General features: G+C 69.4%; 11 protein-coding genes and 3 pseudogenes. 4 read left to right on the plus strand and 10 right to left on the minus strand.

Features of this window, described 5'->3' with window-relative positions:
* Positions 1-91 precede the first annotated feature (91 nt).
* The 5 genes and pseudogenes from ACZ7EG_RS25625 to ACZ7EG_RS25645 form a co-directional block, all read right to left on the minus strand.
* Entirely contained in the window at positions 92-1,255 is a 1,164-nt protein-coding gene (locus ACZ7EG_RS25625) for an NAD(P)/FAD-dependent oxidoreductase (RefSeq protein WP_471083284.1), read from the minus strand.
* Positions 1,252-1,614 (minus strand): bifunctional 3-phenylpropionate/cinnamic acid dioxygenase ferredoxin subunit, encoded by a 363-nt coding sequence (locus tag ACZ7EG_RS25630; RefSeq protein WP_471083287.1) that lies wholly within the window; start codon positions 1,612-1,614, stop codon positions 1,252-1,254. The genes ACZ7EG_RS25625 and ACZ7EG_RS25630 overlap by 4 nt, the downstream gene beginning before the upstream one ends.
* Before the next feature lie 215 nt (positions 1,615-1,829).
* Positions 1,830-2,178 (minus strand): annotated as a pseudogene (locus ACZ7EG_RS25635) (chorismate-binding protein); the annotation flags it as partial.
* Positions 2,179-2,305: 127 nt separating this feature from the next.
* The gene (locus ACZ7EG_RS25640; protein ID WP_471083289.1) at positions 2,306-2,941 is read right to left on the minus strand and encodes an MBL fold metallo-hydrolase; all 636 of its coding nucleotides are present in this window, start codon (positions 2,939-2,941) and stop codon (positions 2,306-2,308) included.
* Positions 2,941-4,026 (minus strand): S-(hydroxymethyl)mycothiol dehydrogenase, encoded by a 1,086-nt coding sequence (locus ACZ7EG_RS25645; RefSeq protein WP_471083292.1) that lies wholly within the window; start codon positions 4,024-4,026, stop codon positions 2,941-2,943. Before ACZ7EG_RS25645 ends, ACZ7EG_RS25640 begins: the two co-directional genes overlap by 1 nt.
* 467 nt (positions 4,027-4,493) lie before the next feature.
* Between ACZ7EG_RS25645 and ACZ7EG_RS25650 the strand changes: the two are divergent.
* Positions 4,494-4,781: pseudogene (locus ACZ7EG_RS25650) on the plus strand (spermidine/putrescine ABC transporter substrate-binding protein); the annotation flags it as partial.
* 274 nt (positions 4,782-5,055) lie between these two features.
* On the opposite strand, the gene yidD reads toward ACZ7EG_RS25650, so the two are convergent.
* From yidD to ACZ7EG_RS25665, 3 genes are all read right to left on the minus strand, one after another.
* Positions 5,056-5,496, minus strand: coding sequence for a membrane protein insertion efficiency factor YidD (gene yidD / locus ACZ7EG_RS25655; protein WP_471083296.1), 441 nt, complete (start codon positions 5,494-5,496; stop codon positions 5,056-5,058).
* A 195-nt stretch (positions 5,497-5,691) separates the two neighbouring features.
* Positions 5,692-7,455 carry a hydroxysqualene dehydroxylase gene (locus ACZ7EG_RS25660; protein WP_471083300.1) on the minus strand — a complete coding sequence of 588 codons (1,764 nt, stop codon included), beginning with the start codon at positions 7,453-7,455 and terminating at the stop codon, positions 5,692-5,694.
* A 482-nt stretch (positions 7,456-7,937) separates the two neighbouring features.
* The gene (locus ACZ7EG_RS25665) at positions 7,938-10,607 is read right to left on the minus strand and encodes a SpoIIE family protein phosphatase (protein WP_471083303.1); all 2,670 of its coding nucleotides are present in this window, start codon (positions 10,605-10,607) and stop codon (positions 7,938-7,940) included.
* A 191-nt stretch (positions 10,608-10,798) separates the two neighbouring features.
* On the opposite strand from ACZ7EG_RS25665, the gene ACZ7EG_RS25670 reads away from it, so the two are divergent.
* The 3 genes from ACZ7EG_RS25670 (at position 10,799) to ACZ7EG_RS25680 (ending at position 15,514) form a co-directional block, all read left to right on the plus strand.
* Positions 10,799-11,926: a PP2C family protein-serine/threonine phosphatase gene (locus tag ACZ7EG_RS25670; RefSeq protein WP_471083305.1), complete on the plus strand. Its 1,128-nt coding sequence runs from the start codon at positions 10,799-10,801 to the stop codon at positions 11,924-11,926.
* Positions 11,927-13,307: 1,381 nt separating this feature from the next.
* Positions 13,308-13,538, plus strand: coding sequence for a hypothetical protein (locus ACZ7EG_RS25675; RefSeq protein WP_471083307.1), 231 nt, complete (start codon positions 13,308-13,310; stop codon positions 13,536-13,538).
* A 467-nt stretch (positions 13,539-14,005) separates the two neighbouring features.
* A complete protein-coding gene (locus ACZ7EG_RS25680) occupies positions 14,006-15,514 on the plus strand; it encodes a DUF4246 domain-containing protein (RefSeq protein WP_471083310.1) in 1,509 nt (502 codons plus the stop codon).
* Between the two features lie 105 nt (positions 15,515-15,619).
* Here ACZ7EG_RS25680 and ACZ7EG_RS25685 read toward each other — a convergent pair whose 3' ends face one another.
* Both ACZ7EG_RS25685 and ACZ7EG_RS25690 read right to left on the minus strand, forming a co-directional pair.
* Positions 15,620-16,387: a DJ-1/PfpI family protein gene (locus tag ACZ7EG_RS25685; RefSeq protein WP_471083313.1), complete on the minus strand. Its 768-nt coding sequence runs from the start codon at positions 16,385-16,387 to the stop codon at positions 15,620-15,622.
* A pseudogene (locus tag ACZ7EG_RS25690) lies at positions 16,384-17,386 on the minus strand (GlxA family transcriptional regulator). Before ACZ7EG_RS25690 ends, ACZ7EG_RS25685 begins: the two are co-directional and overlap by 4 nt.
* Between the last annotated feature and the right edge of the window lie 47 nt (positions 17,387-17,433).

The raw sequence follows: 17,433 nt of genomic DNA on the forward strand, positions 1-17,433 counted from the left end.
AGTGCACTCCTCGGGAAACGTCGTGGGTCGGGCATGCACGCGCCGGGACGAGCTACACCGGACGTCGTCGGACCAAGGAGCAACGCCCTTTTCAGGACGTGTTGGCCGCGAGTTGCTTGCGCCAGCGCATGAACAGCCGGGGCTGGTTCATCCCGAGTACGGCTACCGGGTGCCCGGCGCGCCGGTAGACGGCCAGGACGTTGCGGTCGTCCGCGGTGCCTTCCTCGATGGTGACGCTGTCGGCACGGGACGCGTGACCGACGAACTGGATCTTCACGCCGTACTGGTCTGACCAGAAGTACGGCGGCCTCGGTATGCCCGGTTCGGACTCGCCCCAGGAGAGCAGGGCGGCCACCGCCGCGTCGGGGCGTTCCCGGGCGCCGGTCCAGTGCTCGACGCGGCGGTGGGTGCCCGCGCGCGGGTCGTACCAGGAGGCGCAGTCGCCGACCGCGACCACCCCGGACAGGCTGGTACGGCCGTCCGCGCCGCACTTGACGCCGTCGTCGAGTGCGACACCGGAGCCTGCCAGCCAGTCGACGCAAGGCCGGGCCCCGACACCCACGACGACGATGTCGGCGGGGATGCTGCGGCCGTCCTCCATCAGGACGGCGTCGACGCGGGTCTCGCCGCTCAGCCCCTTGACGCCCACGCCGCACAACAGGCGTACGCCGTTGTCGGCGTGGAGGGCGGAGACGATGCTTCCCATGGCCGCGCCGAGCGGTGCGGCCAGTGGTGTGGGCGCCGCTTCGATGATGGTCACGTCGAGGCCGAGCGCGCAGGCGGTGGAGGCGACCTCGGCGCCGATGAAGCCGCCGCCGATCACGACCAGGCGTCCGCCCCGGGCCAGTTCGTCCCGCAGGGCGCGGGCGTCGTCCAGGGTGCGCAGGGTGTGCACACCGGCCAGGCCGTCCATGCCGGGCAGGGTCCGGGCGGCGGCGCCGGTGGCGATGACGATGCCGTCGGCTCTCACCTCCCGGCCGTCGGTGAGCCGTACGGCGCGGGGTGTGGTGCCGAGTCCGGCGGCACGGGCTCCGAGCAGCCACTCCGCTTGCAGGTCCTCGTCGTCCGGCTCCAGTGCGAGATCGGCTTCGCCGATGCCGCCGGCCAGGAACTCCTTGGACAGCGGCGGCCTGTCGTACGGGCGGTGGAGTTCGTCGCCTATGACGACGAGCCGTCCGTCGTACCCCTGCTTTCGCAAGGAGCGCGCCGCTGACAGACCCGCCAGCGACGCGCCCACCACGGCCACCGTCCTCACGCGACGCCCCCGGCGAGCCGGGCGGCGATGCAGGGAGGCAGGTTCGGGGCTGCCGTGGACAGCCGGACGTAGATCATGCCGTCCTCGACGAACACCTCGTGCGTGCGCACCGGGAGCTTGGCCGGCGGGGCGTCGACGGCTCCGGTCTTGAGGTTGAACTTCGAGGCGTGCAGCGGGCATTCGACCTCGCGGCCCTCCAGCCAGCCGTCGGCGAGCGACGCGTCCTGGTGGGTGCATGTGTCGTCGATGGCGAAGAGTTCGCCGTCCTCGGTGTGGAACACCGAGACCGGCGGGTCGATGTCGAGCCTGTGGGCCTCGCCTCGGGGCAGATCCACGAGACGGCACGCGGGAATCATCATGACACCTCGGTGCGTATAGCGAAACGGATTGCGGTGAACGCAACGTCAGTTTGAGGGCGCCCGCAAACCCTTGTCAAGGAGTTCACGGGCCGCTCGACGCCCCTATTTTCTGTTGCGTGATATGCAACAGCATGCGCTATAGGAAACGCAGGTCAGAGCTGGGTACCCCTCAGAAACAGGGTTTCGGCTCCCGGTCTCTCAGCAGGCGGCCGGGAGTCGGGCAGGGGTGCGGAGAGCACCCGGAGAGGTTGGCCTGGCAGGCGTCGCCCGCCGTCATGTGCTCGCGGATGCGCAGTGGGCCCGCGGTGCGGGCGGCGCGGTCCGGAGACGACGTACAGGAGCCGTGGGCCGGTCCCCGCCGGGCCCCGGGTTCCGGAGGCGGCACCGGCGCGGGACGCACATCGCCGAAGCGGGCACAGATGGGGGGCCTTCGAATCCCGCGACGACCGTCCGGAAACCGGAGGAGTCCAAAGCCGCGGGGCGGCTGATCACGTCGCGCAGATCAGGGGCGACGAATCCGCCGAAGGGCCATGGGAGCGGTAGCGTACACGGCGGTCCGTCCAGGGGAAGACCGACGGGTGGGACGGTTCCGGCCCGGGACGGCCGGGGTGGGTCGTGTCCATGTGTCGTGCTCGGAGCATGGAGAGACCGGCGGTGTTCGGCCGCCCCGGCCGGTACGGCGGTGCACGTGTCACCAGCCGCGGGCGACCCACTCCTCCAGGTGCGGGGCTTCGACCTCGATGGTGGTCGTGTCGCCGTGTCCGGTGTGCACGACCGTCTCGCCGGGGAGCGTCAGCAGTCGGTCGCCGATCGAGGCGATGATCGTGCCGAAGTCGCTGTACGAGCGTCCGGTCGCGCCGGGCCCTCCCGCGAACAGGGTGTCGCCGCTGAACAGTGCCCCGAGGTCGGGGGCGTACAGGCACACCGCCCCGGGTGCGTGTCCGGGCGTGTGGAGGACGCGCAGCCCGATACCCGCCACGTCGAGCTCGTCGCCGTCGGCGAGGGGGCCGTCGGGGCGTCGGTTCGGGTGCACCATCTTCCACAGCACCTGGTCGTCGGGGTGCAGCAGGACGCGCGCGCCGGTGGCGAGAGCGACGTCCGGTGCGGCGCGCACATGGTCGTCGTGGGCGTGGGTGCACACGACGGCCGACAGCCGGCGGTCACCGACGGCCTCCAGGACGGCGTCGGAGTCGTGCGCCGCGTCGATGACGATCACCTCGTCGTCGTCACCGATGATCCAGACGTTGTTGTCGACGTCCCAGGTGCCGCCGTCGAGACTGAACGTCCCGCGCGTGACGAGGTGTTCGATACGGGGTGCGCCGGCCATCACAGCACCACCACGGAGCGCAGGACGTCGCCGCCGTGCATCTTCCCGAAGGCCTCCTCCACGTCTGCGAGGCCGATGGTCTCGGTGACGAACGCGTCCAGGTCGAACCGGCCGCCCAGGTACAGGTCGATGAGGGCCGGGAAGTCGCGCGAGGGCAGGCAGTCGCCGTACCAGCTGGACTTCAGTGAGCCGCCCCGACCGAAGACGTCGAGCAGCGGCAGTTCCACCTTCATCTCCGGGGTGGGCACACCGACCAGCACGACCGTGCCGGCCAGGTCCCGCGCGTAGAAGGCCTGCTGGTACGTCTCCGGGCGGCCGACGGCCTCGACGACGACGTCCGCGCCGAAGCCACCGGTGAGTTCGCGCACCGCCTCCACCACATCGCCCTTGGCACCGTCGACGGTGTGGGTGGCCCCCATGGTCATGGCACGGTCCAGCTTGCGCTGGTCGATGTCGACGGCGATGACCTTCGACGCGCCGGCGAGCCGGGCGCCCGCGACGGCGGCCATGCCGACGCCACCGCAGCCGATGACGGCGACGGAGTCCCCCCGCCCGACGGCTCCGGTGTTGACGGCGGCGCCGAAGCCCGCCATGACACCGCATCCGAGCAGCCCGGCCGCCGCCGCCGGGGCGGCCGGGTCCACCTTGGTGCACTGTCCGGCGGCGACCAGTGTCTTCTCCGCGAAGGCGCCGATGCCGAGGGCGGGCGAGAGCGGAGTGCCGTCGAGCAGCGTCATCGGCTGCGTCGCGTTGTGAGTGGCGAAGCAGTACCAGGGCTTGCCCTTGCTGCATGCCCGGCACTGGCCGCACACGGCACGCCAGTTGAGGATGACGAAGTCCCCGGGCTCGACGCCGCTGACCCCCTCCCCCACCGCCTCGACGCGCCCGGCCGCCTCGTGCCCCAGCAGGAAGGGGAACTCGTCGCTGATCCCGCCCTCACGGTAGTGGAGGTCGGTGTGGCAGACGCCGCACGCCTCGACCTCGACCAGCGCCTCACCCGGACCGGGATCGGGAACGACGATCGTCTCGACGGAAACCGGGGCGCCCTTCTTCCGGGCGACGACGGCACGTACCTCGTGAGCCATGAGCTGCTCCTCAGACGGGAAACTCGCGCGGGTGCGCCGCTTCATGAGTTGCTTTATCAGATACACGCACCGCTATACGCAACCGAGCATCGGGGAGGAGGGCACCGGGGGTCAAGGGGTCGGCGGAACCGGACCGACTCGGCCGGATCAGCGAGGCGGCGGACAGCCGTCCCGCGCGCACACGGCGAGTGACGTCCTGGCGGGTGAGCGTCTCGCGGCACTCTGTGGTGGGGCCGTTGTCCAGCGCTCGGTGGGTGTGGGAGAGCGTCCACAGGCGGGTGCGCCCGCCGGCGACGTGACGGCGGGGCTTCCTCGGGTGCGGGGCACGGCGCTGAGAGTACGGGGCGGGCGCGGTCGCCGAGGCGGGGTTGTCAGCCCGTTGATCGACAAGGTGTCCGGTACGCGTGCCCGGCCTCTCGACGCGGCGCCAACGGTTCGGCCCTCCACGGTCGCGGCATGCTGCCCCCATGCCCCTGAACACGATCCCTCCACTCTCCCGCCGTACGCTGCTGCGCGCGCTGGGCTCCGCCGCGGCGCTCGGCGGACTCACCGGGTGCGGTGTCCCGGCCGCGTATGTTCGCCCCGGCGACCGCGCCGCCGTCGATCTGTCCTCCACCGATCAGCGGCTGAACTGGGCGAACTGGCCGCTGTACATCGACACCGATGACGAGCGTCTCTCGCGGCGGCCCACCCTGGAGGCCTTCGAGAAGCGCACGGGGATTTCAGTCGAGTACGTCGAGGAGATCAACGACAACGTTGGAACGCGGAGAGCGGGGCGCCCGGACACCGCCGCGGGTGAGCAGCCCGGGCGTAGCCATCGGCCGCGCGTCTCGGACCTGGTCCGATGGTGAGGGTTCGGGGCTGCTCGCACTGGCCGAACGTCTTGACCTCCCCGGCCTTGACGACCGAGGCGCGACACGTGGTCGTCGTGACGCTGCTCACCGAAGCCGGCGATGCGCAGGGGCCTCATGGATGTATGGATCCACCGGCTCCCTGTGTCCGCGAACCGCATCGGAATCCTCGTGTCCGTCAGTGACGGCCCGGCGGTACCGGATCCTGGTGGGCGCGGTGCCGGGCCGCGCCGGGGCGGCAGCGCAGCAGGCGCGCCAGGATCAGCCGGCCGCCTCGGAGGGCGCCGTGGCGGTGGAGTGCCTGTACGGCGTAGGTGGAGCAGCTCGGGGTGTACGGGCAGCACGGCGGCCGGGTCGGGCTGACCGCGACGCGGTAGTGCCGCACGGACCGGTACATCGCCGCGGCCAGCCGTCCGCGCGGCGGGGGCGCGGCCGGGTCGGCGCCGTGAGCGGCGGCGAGCGAGGGCCGCAGCAGCGTGAGCCACAGGGCCGCCGCCTGTGACCACGCGCCGCCACAGCAGCAGGGGTGCGTCAGCGTGTCGAGCGTCGTCGCGCAGCAGCCCTCCTCCTCCTCGCCCTCCTCGTTCCTCCTCCGGTCGCGCTTACCGTTTCGCGCCACTGCCCACCCCCCGCTTCCTCGTACCGGGGGAAGATCATACGAAGTAGCGGGAACAGGATGCGCGGGGCCTTCAGCGTACGGCCGGACATCGCTCGAAGTCGGCGCGGTGTGCGTCCATCACGTTCACCGAGCAGCCGACCATGTCACTGGCCGCTGCCCTGTGAGGGAATGAAACCTGCCGGGCCGCAACGGCCTTCAGCCGATGTCGAAGGCGTTCGGGAGTCCGAGGAGGTGGCGGGTGCGGTCGTGGCGTCTGAGGACCTCCAGTTCGGGGGCTCGGTACAGGGGGGTCACGGTGCAGCGTTGTGCGGTGGATCCGCATCGGTCCAGCAGGGCGTTGACAGCCTGCCGGGCCGAGGTGTTGGCGCCCTCCATGGTGGCGAGGTCGATGGGTACTGCCACGTAGTCGCCGGCCAGGAAGAGGTTGGGAATCTTCGTGGCCGATTGCGGGCGGTGGTGGAAGGTGCCCACCGGGTGGATGAGCAGTTGTTCGTCGTTGACGGGATGCGGCGTGCCGAGGCCGTCGACAGCGGGGTCGAGGAACCAGGAGTGCAGCACGGAGTCCTTGAGGACCGTACGGCCGCTGTCGTTGAGCGACGCCTTCAGCTGTGCCCACACCTCGCGTGCGACTTCGGTACGGGTGCACTGCTTGGCGGTCTTGCCGTACAGGATGCCCGGGCGGTCCCACTCGGAGACGTCCACGGACAGGCAGTCCGCGACCGTACCGTCGCCGTAATCGGCCGGGAAGTCGCGGCCGGGCCAGTGCTGGGCTTGGGCGATCGCGGTCAGCGACCAAGGGGAGTCGATGAGATCGAGGTGGCCGTGGACGATCGGTATGCGTTCGGTCAGGTAGAACTGAATGCCCGTCATCCAGTCCGTCTCGAGGCTGTCGCACCGGGCCAGCTGGGGGTCGGCCGCACGGACGGCGGAGTTCCATGTACGGCGGGCGTGCTCGACGGGCATCGCCGAGATGTAGTGGTCGGCGGTGACGGTCCGGCGCAGGCCCGAGCGGTCCTCCACGACGGCTCCGGCGATCGCACCCGCGTCCAGGGTCAGGTCCCGTACGGTCCAGCCGACGCGGAACTCGACCCCGAGTGACTTCAGGTAGGTCACCCAGGGGTCGATCCAGGCCTCGTTGGTGGGTGCGTTGAGGATCCGGTCCAGCGGTCCGTCCGCGCCCCGCCCGAGGAGGTTGAAGACGAAGGCCTCCAGCAGGGTGCCGACCGTGCGAGTGCTGGCCTCCTCCGCCTTGGTGGCCACGATGTTGCGGGTGATGCCGACTGCAAGGACCCGCTGGTAGTCGTAGGACATCCGTCCGGCCCGCACGAAGTCCCACCAGGGCGTCCGCTCCCAAACCCCGTCGCGGCGCTGGTCGCAGCTGGTGAGAAAGACCAGCATGCGGTTGGCGAAGTAGAGGGCCTCGTGGAGGGGGAGGTTGAAGGCCGTGTCCAGAACGGCGGTGAAGGCGCGGCGGATTTCGTCGGGAGTGAGTTCGGCCGGGGTGTTGTCGGGCCAGGGCAGCGGAATCCGGATGTCCTCACGGCCGCCCGACCTGGCGAACAGCATCTCCTTCGGGGCGACGAGGTTGTCGTGAACGCCGCCCGGGTTGCCGGGGAACGGGATGCGCCGCATCGTGTCGGGCAGGTTGTGGTAAATGCCGGGGATGAAGCGGAAGCCGTGCTCGCCCGGCAGGGGGCGTCGGCCGCCCATGCCGCTGTCCGGTACGTCCATGCTGCGCGCCTTGCCGCCCAGCGCCTTGCGTTCGTAGACCGTGACCCGGAAGCCACGCTCGGCGAGTTCGTGGGCGGCCGTGAGCCCGGCGACGCCGCCGCCCAGGACCGCCACGGTCTGCGGTACGGAGGCTTCCTCGGCCGAAGCCCCTTCTGGGGTTCCGAGGGCCACCCCGCCGCCGGCGGCTGCGGCACTGCCCAGGAACTGTCTGCGCGTCGTGCCACTCATCGCCACCCCTTACCGTTGGTAACATCAGCCGCACGAGGATATGGGCGAGGCAGCAATCCCGGAAGGCAGCCGACGCAACTTGGCCTGATGGCACATCACTTGGCCCGGTCGCGGCGCACACTCCTCCTCCATGTGATCCTCCGTGTGACATTTCCGCGGAGGCAGTCGTCGTCTGGTTCTGCGTGAAGCACGATCCGGTGCACGGGCCGGCGCCCGCGAACGGTCATCATCGGCGCAGTGCGGGGCAGTCGCGACACTCTGGTCGCGGGTGCCGGAGCGAGCGCCGGTTCCGGGTGTCGTGACCGTGAAATGCTTGCCGTGGGTGTGCTTGTGCACGGCGGACGGATTCGGCCGGACCGGCCGCGAGCCTTCGAAGCCGACTCCAGCCCGTCAACGCCTGCGCCTGCGTCTGCGCCTGGTGCACCGAAGAAGCAGCGGCATGCAAGGCTGTCATGCCTGAAGCGGCAACCTCAGCACCGGATCTAGGGCAGAGCCTGTTCGGCCCAGATCACCTTGCCTTGCGGGGTATACCGGGTGCCCCAGCGCTCAGCCATCTGCGACACCAGGAACAGGCCCCGGCCACCCTCGTCCGTCGTCGCGGCGTAGCGCAGATGAGGTGAGGTGCTGCTGCCGTCGGCGACCTCGCAGATCAGCGCACGGTCGCGGATCAGCCGCACGTGGATCGGCCCGGAGCCGTAGCGGATGGCGTTGGTGATGAGCTCGCTGAGGATGAGTTCCATGGTGAAGCCGAGCTCTGACAGGTCCCACGCTTCGAGCTTGCGGGACACGGCGTCGCGCATTCCCGCGACGGCGGCGGGGTCCGGTGACACGTCCCAGTCGGCGATCCGGTCGGGCGGCAGTTGCCGCGTGCGGGCGACGAGCAGGGCGACGTCGTCCTTGGGACGGCCGGGAAGCACACTGTCCAGTACGTCCTGGCAGGTCTCCTCGGGTGGCCGGCCCGGCTTGCCGGTGAGCGCGTCGCGCAACAGCGCCAGCCCCACGTCGAGGTCGCGCCTGCGGTCCTCGATGAGGCCGTCGGTGTACAGGACGAGCTGGGTTCCCTCGGCGAGACACAGCTCCGCGGTCCGGAACGGCATGCCACCGAGGCCCAGCGGCGGGCCGGCGGGCACGTCCGGGAAGCTGACGGTCCCGTCGGGCCGGACCAGCGCGGGCGCCAGATGCCCCGCCCGCGCCATGACGTAGCGGCGTGTCACGGGGTCATAGATTCCGTACAAGCAGGTGGCGCCGACGACGCCCGCCGCACTCTCCGCCGTCTCGTTCTGGTCGATGGTTCCGACCAGGTCGTCCAGATGGCTCAGCAGCTCGTCGGGAGGCAGGTCGAGGGCGGAGAAGTTGTGCACCGCGGTACGCAGCCGTCCCATCGTGGCGGCGGCGTGGAGGCCGTGGCCGACCACATCGCCGACGGCCAGTGCCACCCGGCTGCCCGGCATGGGAATCACGTCGAACCAGTCCCCGCCCACGCCCGACTGGGCGGGGAGGTAGCGGTAGGCGATGTCGAGGGCGTTCTGCTCGGGCATGGCCTGCGGCAGCAGGCTGCGCTGGAGGGTGACCGCCAAGGCGTGCTCGCGGGTGTAGCGGCGGGCGTTGTCGATGCTTATCGCGGCACGGGCCACCAACTCCTCCGCCAGCGACACGTCCTCCTCGTTGAAGGGCTCATGCTGCCGCGTGCGCCAGAAGCTGGCCATGCCCAGGACGACACCTCGGGCCTGGATGGGCGCGGTGATGAGGGAGTGGATGCCGTAGTCGATGATCGCCTCGGCCCGCTCAGGGTCCTGCACGCGCCAGCCCGTGGCGGTCGGCAGATCGCTCACCAGCTGGGAGTGGCCGCTGCCGTAGCCGCGCGCCTGCGGCGTGGAGGGGAGATAGTCGAACAGCCGCCCCCGCTCGGTCAGCGGATGGTTGTCCACCATGCCGGACACGGCCGCGCGTCGCATGGCCGTCCCGGTGGGGGCCGGCTCCTCGCCGTGCAGGACGGCGTCGGCCAGGTCCACGGTGACGAAGTCCGCGAAGCGAGGGATGGGAACTTGCGCCAGTTCGTCGGCGGTGCGCAGCACGTCGAGGGTGGTACCGATGTGGAGTCCGGCGTCGTACAGCAGCCTGAGCCGCTCCCGCGCCACCTCCGCCCTGCCCGTCACCGCCTGCAACTCGGTGGAGTCGCGTAGTGTCACCACCGTTTCCCTGGGCCCTCCCTCGCGCCCCGTGGGCCGCTGGTTGACCGCGATCAGCCGCTCTCCCGCAAGGTGCACCTCGTCGGTCGCCTCGCGCCCGGAGGCGAGCAGCGCCTTCGTCTCGGGATCAAGGCCCGGCAGATCCGAGACGGGCCGCCCCTCGATGTCCGGGGGCAGCTCCAGCAGTCGTCTGGCCTCATCGTTCGCCAGCATCAGCCGCCCGTCGGCGGCCACGATCAGCACCCCTTCCCGAACGGAGTGAAGCACTGTGTCGTGATGCTGGTACATCAGGGCCATCTCGTCCGGGGCGAGGCTGTGTGTCTGCCGTCGCAGCCGCCGGCCCACCAGTGCCGTCACCCCGGCCGACAACGCGAGCGCTCCGGCCCCCGCGCCCAGGATGATCGGTAGTTGATCGTTCAACTGACTTTCGACGTTCTTGACCTTCATCCCGGCCGAGACGAGTCCCACCACCTCGCTGTCGGCGCCCTTGATCGGGACCGTGGCCTGCACCTCGCGACCGAGCGGGCCGTCGACGCTCTCCACGTAGACCCTCCCTGCCAGCGACGGCCCGATCTCGCCCACGAAGCGCTTTCCGATCCGGTCCGGCAAAGGATGCGTGTACCGGATGCCCGTGGTGTCCATGACCACAATGAAGTCGACGTCGGCGGCCCGGCGTGCCGCCTCGGTGAGCGGCTGGAGAATCTTGCTGGGATCCGGGGTCTGCAATGCCGCCACGACCCCCGGGGAGTGCGCGAAGGTCTGCGCCACGGCCGTGGAGCGTCGCCTGGCCTCGGCGCTGCTGTCCCGCTCCGACTGCAGGATGAGAGCGACGACGGCGCAGGCCACGAGCAGCACGACCAGAGCCACCTGGAAAACCAACACCTGCCCGGCCACAGTCCGCGTGCTCTTGCTGATCAGACGCTTGACCGACAGGTGTCGAAGACGGGCGAAAAGTCTCGCCATGCGACCTTTCTAACACCCGTGATCCCACGTGGCCAGGGCGCGCCCGATCTCCGTTCGGCCGACCTCGGGCGTCTGCGCGACCGCACAGCCGCGTTGCCTCGCCCCCTCGGAACCTGGCCGTCCGCCGCACCTTCTCGTGCGCGCATGATCCTTCCAGGCGCTTCGCCCGATTAGGCCGATAAAATACTTTTGTGATCACGTCTGCACGGCCGTGGCGCCGTCGCCCCGCCTACAGCGGCCGATGGGAAGCTGCCCGGCTGGCGCCCGTGATCCTGACCGTTCTCATCGCCGGCCTGGCCTTCTCCACCCCCAGGGAGATCGCCTTCAGCCGCCTTCTGCCCGCCGCACCCGCCCTGGCGGCCGCGATGTGGCCCGTGCTCCCCACGGTGGTGCTGGGGGCCTTCTGCCTCCTGCTCATGATCGTCCTCAGCTTCTTCCACACCGATCTGGGGACGCCGTACACATCGGCCGCGATCATCGCGGTCACCTTGGCGGCCGCATACGGCAGCCATGTCCGACTTCAGCGAGAGGAGATGCTCTTCCAGGTCCGGCTTGTCGCCGACGCGGCCCAGAAGGTGCTGCTGCGCCCGCTGCCGCGCCGCATCGAGGGCGTCGAGATCGAGTCGCTGTATCTGGCAGCCCAGGAACAAGCGCGGATCGGCGGTGATTTCTACGAGGTGATCGGTACACCGCACGGGGTCCGGCTCCTCATCGGCGACGTACGGGGCAAGGGTCTGTCAGCGGTGGGGGCGGCCTCGGCCGTGATCAGCTGCTTCCGGGAGGCCGCCTACGACGAGCCCGACCTGCAGGGCATCGTCCACCGCCTGGAGACCACCGTCACGCGCCACAGCGCCGCGTTTCCCGTCCAGGACCAGCCCGAGCACTTCGCCACCGCTCTCCTCGCCGAGATCCCGCACGGCGGCGGCCGACTACGACTTCTCAACTGCGGACATCCCCCGCCGCTGATCGCGCATCACGGCAAGGTCCGGGTCCTGGAGCCCACCGTCCCCTCCCCGCCCCTCAACCTCGCAGCGCTCATCGGTGACCGCTACTGGGTCGACGTCGTCTCCTTCGCCCCGGGTGATCAGCTGCTGCTCTACACGGACGGCGTATCGGAGACCCGGGACCACACCGGCCGGTTCTTCCCGCTGCCGGACTGGATGCGGCGACAGGACCCGGAGCATCCCCGCGAGCTGCTGGACCGGCTGCACCGGGATCTGCTCCTGCACAGCGGCGGAAGGCTCGGTGACGACATCGCGGCCCTCACACTGAGACGCACCACCGCGCAGGATCGGGGAGTCGACGGCGCCGGGGGCTGAATCGTCGTGGCCGTATCCACTGCGGCCACGCCTCGATCGCAGGCCGTCACACCCTTGGCCTCCGTCACCGGCATCCACCTGGTGGCGTCGCCGTGGATCGTGGGGCTCGACAACCTCACAAGGCCGGCCGTCACCGACGTGATCACCGCCATCGCGTACGCGCTCCTGATGAGCGGCGGCTTCGGCCGACCCTGCGAACGCACCCACAGCATGGCGTGGGCGGCCTTCGCCCTCGGAATGTGGACATCATCGCCCCCCGGTGATCGCAGGGTGACGTCGGCACCACGAGGAGCGTCGTCACCAACATCATCCTCGGTGTCATCGCCTCGCTGCCGCCCCTGGCAGCTGCCCCCTGGGCTCGGATCACTCGCCCCGGGCAACCGCGGGCGACCGCGGGAGGTCCGGCTCCGGAGGAATGACCTGAGCGGACCCGGGGCAGACCGATTGGCCGGGGCACCTCATGGCTCGGCCAACAGGTCGCTCTCCTGTATGCCCCCAGGACGGCTTGGCCGACGCAGCGCGGCCGGCCACGGAATCGACCTCAACCTCATGGGTACCCCGCATCCGAACCCAACAGTTCCAAGCTGATTTCGGAGAGTCATGACGCAGAGGATTGAGAACGGGAAGGGCAACCGGTTCTGCAAGGCATGCGGCACGCCCGCCGAAGACGGGAAGCTGTGCGGCCACTGCGGCGCGGTTCTGGACTCTCCCGATGGAGATGGGCTGATCGAAGACGAAGGCGCGGCAGTGCGCCGGGACTTCGAGGGACGTGCTGGGCAGCAAGAGCAAGCGTGACTGAAGAAGGCAGAAAAAGCAGTCCCCGCCGAAGCCGCGGGCGAGAGCGGCCACGGAGACGAGACCGACAGCATGCCCCCGACGGCCGACGGCCGACGTCCGGCACGGCCACGGGCCGTCGGCCGGTACTGCAAGACCCCGCGACGAAACCAGCGATCGGTCCGAAGGCGCGGCGTGCAGTGGGAAGCTCCGCCCGCCCGCGGATACTCAGTCGCCGGCCGGCATGGGAGTCGCGCCTGTGTGGCCCCAGAACGCGAGCTCGCTCACGTCCCTCGTACAGCCCCTGTCATTCGCCGACGCAGCTCGGGTACCGCCCGCCCGCACCATGGCACTACCTCGTACGTCTGAACACCACCTCCGGCACTGCACAACCTCCACCGTCACCGGCTGCGAGAACATGGCCCCGGAGAGGTTTGTACGTAGCGCGCACACCAGTGGTCCCGGACCGGCCGCCCGCCTCTCTCATAGCGGGGATGGCGCGGGACACGAGGCACCCCGGTGACTCGAAGTGCACGAGGTGGGAAACCGGAACGGAAGCCCTGACGTACGAGGGGAAGGCCGGGTGCCCGGCCGCCCGGCTCCCTCCATGGAAGATGCCTCGAGCCCGCCCTCGACCGTGACGCCGGCCAACCAACGTCGTGGCTCCGGTCAGCAGGAACTGCTGCAGGACGACGAACTGCTCCCGCATGAGGATGAGCTGCTCCCACAGGACGACGAGCTGCTCCCGCACGATGAGGAACTACCGCTGGAGCAGCCACTCGAAGTGCCTTCGTTCGCGCCTGCCTCCCACCAGGACGAGTGGTCGACTGGGCTGTAGGCATCACGCGCCGTCGTTGCGCTGTGCGTTCCCGTGCTGGTCGGCCACGCTCCGAGGCCTGGCCCGGGGCGGAACCCGTACGCGGTGGCCCGCACGCCCAGATCGTCCCAAGCGCGGCGCCATGCCCGGCGCACCATCCAGGTGACCACTGTGACGAATGCCAGTACGCCCACCAATACGAATGCGATCAACACGACTCCCCCTTCCGCCGAGCTGCGCCCGGATTGCCCGCAGTATGCCCGGCGTTGCGGTGACCTGAAGCGCCGCTTGAGCAAGTCCAGAGCTTCGCCCGAGCCGTCCGTCAGGGACGTCGACGGCTTGACCGGCCTCACGGGAGGCGGTGGAAACCCGCCGAGTCCCGTGCGGCGCCCGGTGTGCCGGAGCAGCGATGACGGGATCCGGAAGCAGTGTCAGTCCGCTGAAGTATCCTTCCCGCCACCGCGCACCGACTGTGAGGACCCAGAGAATTGACCGGCTCGCCTGCTTTCCCCTTGCCTTTTCACGCTTCCCATTCCGTATCGTTCACACCACCGCGAACGCTGCGGGAACTCCAGATGATGCAGTGCAGCGCACACATCCGGGCGAAGCCAGGGTGGTTCGACAAGATGAATGATGCCGATATCGTCGCGAGTTGGACGCGGGAAGCGGTCTCTCAAGGCCTCACCGAAGCGCAAGTCCGCTACGTGCTGGACGAACTCGTGCATTACGCCGCCCTGAGAGACGGGCGAACCGGCGTCGAGGTGTCCGCCGTAGACGGAGTATGGCAGTCGGACACTCTGGTCGACGACCCGCTCAGATCGCGGTTGCGCAAGGCGGTTCAGGTTCTGGAACAGGTCCCCGAAGCAGAACTCGACTGGCACCCCGGAACCGACGGACAGGTGTTGGATCTGGTTCATCCCTCACTGTTCTGTCTGGTGGCAGGTGTGAGCGGCGCGCCCGAGCGGGCCTGGCAGAACCCGACGAACCACTACTCGAAGTACGAGTTCTCGGAGAGGTTCCAGTGGCTGCCCACGGACGTCGACGTCAGTGACGACGGCGATGTCGCCTTCCGCTCGTACGTCAACAACATCCACCCCGACACTCACCACGAACTGGCCTCCGTCCTGCCAGACTTGTTTGGGCGTATGCGCCCGCTGCTGGAGAACGTGCTCACCGATCTGCGCCATCCGCGGCCCCTGCGGATCGAGGCCGATCCCTACGGCTGGTACGACTCGGAACCAGAGTATCCAGACAAATCATCCTTCTGTGATGACGAGGCCTATGCAGAAGCCCGACGCGTATGGGCTGTGGCCCATGACGATTGGTGGGAAAACCGCCGCCCGGTCATCCCGGACGCTCCGGCCTTCACCCCGCCCGAGCCGCCCGCCGAATCCGCCCGAGTCGACCTGCGCGGCCACCGTCTCCAGGTCATCGTCAAGCTCGCCACCATTCACCTCAACCCCGGCAAGCCCGAGTACCCCGGCGGATCCTGGCACGTCGAGGGAATGCTGAACGAGCGGATCGTCTCCACCGGAATCTACTACTGGGACAGCGAAAACATCACCGAAAGCCGGCTGAGTTTCCGGGCGGCGCTCGACGACCCGGATTACGAGCAGAACGACGACAGCGGCCTGCGTGAGGTCTACGGCCTGGAGGACGAAGACGCGCTGAACCAGATACTGGGGTCGGCTTCGACGCCGGCGGGCCGCTGCCTTGCGTTCCCGAACATCCTGCAACACCGGGTCGGCTCATTCCGCCTGCTGGACCCCACCCGGCCGGGGCACCGCAAAATCCTCGCGTTCTTCCTGGTCGACCCATCGGAAACCATCGTCTCGACATCCGATGTGCCACCGCAGCAACCGTGGTCCGCCACCTCGACCATGACACTTGAAGAAGCCAAGCGCTACCGCGAACAGCTCATGCAGGAACGCAAGTTCTTCGTCGACGAGCACAACGAGCAGCTCTACGAACGAGAGTTTTCCCTCTGCGAGCACTGACAGTGGCAATGTGGCCGTGGGAGGTTGGGCTGGGTCCGTGCCAGTCCCGCAGTCGGCACGGACCCACCTGTCTGCTGCGGATGCCGGCTCCTCAAGCGCCGGTCATCACACTTGCGAGGCAGCGAGCAACTGCAATGCCTCCGCCTTCAGTTCGGGACTCGCCTCGGCCGCATTGCCGGAGTCGAAGGGCGGTCGGGGGTCGTACTCGACAGCGAGCTGAATCGCCTTGGCCGTCTGGTCTCCCGCGATCAGCGACGCGAGGTACAGCGCCATGTCCACGCCCGCCGACACTCCGGCCGCGGTGATGATGTTTCCCGAGCGTACGTAGCGCTGTGGCAGGTAGGTCACGTCGAACGTGGACTGGAGGTACTCGGCGGAGGCCCAGTAGGTCGTCGCCTGCTTTCCGTCAAGCAGGCCGGCCGCCGCGAGGATGATGCTTCCGGTGCACACAGAAGCCGTCCACTGTGTGTGCCGGTGGACCCGGCGGATCCAGCTCAGGAGCGTCTGATTGTTCATCGCCCCGATGGTGCCTCGGTTGCCGGCGCCGGGAACGAGCAGGACGTCGAGGCGGTCGACGTCGGTGGTGGACCGTTCGGCGACCACGGCCACATCTCCGGTGTCCGTGCGGATGGGGCCGCGCTTCTCCGCGATCATCGTCACGGTCGCGTCCGGCAGCCGCGAAAGGATCTCGGCCGGACCTGTGGGGTCCAGCAGGCTGTAGCCGTCGTACAGCAGGATGCCGACGCTCGGCCCCGCGCTGCCGCGCGAGGCGGCGGCGTACGCCTCCTCGGTCGGTGCCGCCGCCGTAGTGGTGAGTGCGGCGGTGGCCACGGCCCCGCGCAGTACGTTTCTGCGTGTCGTCACATTGCTCATGGGCCGGAAGTCTTCTGCTGCCTCGCGACGGGTGCCGGTGGTATGTCCGGCATCCTGCGAATCGTGTCCCCCGTCATGCCGTAGTGGTCCCAGAACGCCTGCCTCAGCGTCTGTGCCGACCCGAAGCCGCAGCGGCGGGCGATCGCTGCGAGGGAGAGCCCACTGGACTGCACCAGGTGTGCCGCCGCTTCGGTGCGCACCACGCGCACGGCCCGGGCCGGAGTCGTATCGAGGTACGCACGGAAGAGACGGGTCAGGTGCCGGGTGCTGACGCCCGCCCGCCTTGCCAGGGCGGAGGGGGTCAGGTCCTCGGAGATGTGCGCCGCCATGTAGCCCGTCAGATCCCGCACGAGCCGGTCTTCCGGCGGTGGAGCGGCCAAGAAAGTGGATATCTGCGCCTGATCGGCCCGACGGTGCAGATGCGTCACGAGTTCCCGTGCGACTGCGCGGGCCGGCGTCGGGCCGTGATCATCCTCGATCAGGGCCAGTGTCAGGTCGAGCGCGCTGGTGACGCCTGCCGAGGTGTACACGTTGCCGTCACGTATGTAGAAGGGGGTCGCGTCCACCGCCACAGCGGGGTGGCGGTCGGCGAGCCGGTCGCCCCATCCCCAGTGGGTCGTCACTCGCCGGTGGTCCAGAAGTCCGGCCGCGGCCAGCACGTAGGCACCGGTGCAGACGGAGGCCACGCGCCGACTGAGCCCGGCGAGCCGGCGAACCTGCCCGATCAGCCGCTCGTCCGCCGCCGCGTCCTCGCATCCGATGCCGCCCACGACGATCAGCGTGTCGAGGCGACCCGCCACCGTCTCCAGCCCCTGCCCCGGCCCCACCGTGATTCCCGCCGAGCTGCGGACGGCCCGACGGCAGGGTCCCCAGCTCAACGGAGTACTGCGGCTCCGCGCCGTACCGATTGGCGATGTCCAGCGCGCTGCTGGGACAGGCGATGTCGAGGATCTGCGCATCATCGTAGGCAACGATGAGAACGCGTCGCTTGGAGGTCATGGCCCCAGATACCAGCATGTCCGAGAGGCCGGGGTCAGAATTCCCAC

The organism is Streptomyces sp. NPDC037100 (assembly GCF_055606225.1).

What these genes read in the sequence shown, in the direction of transcription:
- ACZ7EG_RS25660 (WP_471083300.1), bottom strand. Translation starts at nt 7,455, where the DNA reads ATGAGTGGCACGACGCGCAGACAGTTCCTGGGCAGTGCCGCAGCCGCC.
- ACZ7EG_RS25640 (WP_471083289.1), bottom strand. Translation starts at nt 2,941, where the DNA reads ATGGCCGGCGCACCCCGTATCGAACACCTCGTCACGCGCGGGACGTTC.
- ACZ7EG_RS25675 (WP_471083307.1), top strand. Translation starts at nt 13,308, where the DNA reads ATGGAAGATGCCTCGAGCCCGCCCTCGACCGTGACGCCGGCCAACCAA.
- ACZ7EG_RS25645 (WP_471083292.1), bottom strand. Translation starts at nt 4,026, where the DNA reads ATGGCTCACGAGGTACGTGCCGTCGTCGCCCGGAAGAAGGGCGCCCCG.
- ACZ7EG_RS25685 (WP_471083313.1), bottom strand. Translation starts at nt 16,387, where the DNA reads ATGAGCAATGTGACGACACGCAGAAACGTACTGCGCGGGGCCGTGGCC.
- ACZ7EG_RS25665 (WP_471083303.1), bottom strand. Translation starts at nt 10,607, where the DNA reads ATGGCGAGACTTTTCGCCCGTCTTCGACACCTGTCGGTCAAGCGTCTG.
- ACZ7EG_RS25630 (WP_471083287.1), bottom strand. Translation starts at nt 1,614, where the DNA reads ATGATGATTCCCGCGTGCCGTCTCGTGGATCTGCCCCGAGGCGAGGCC.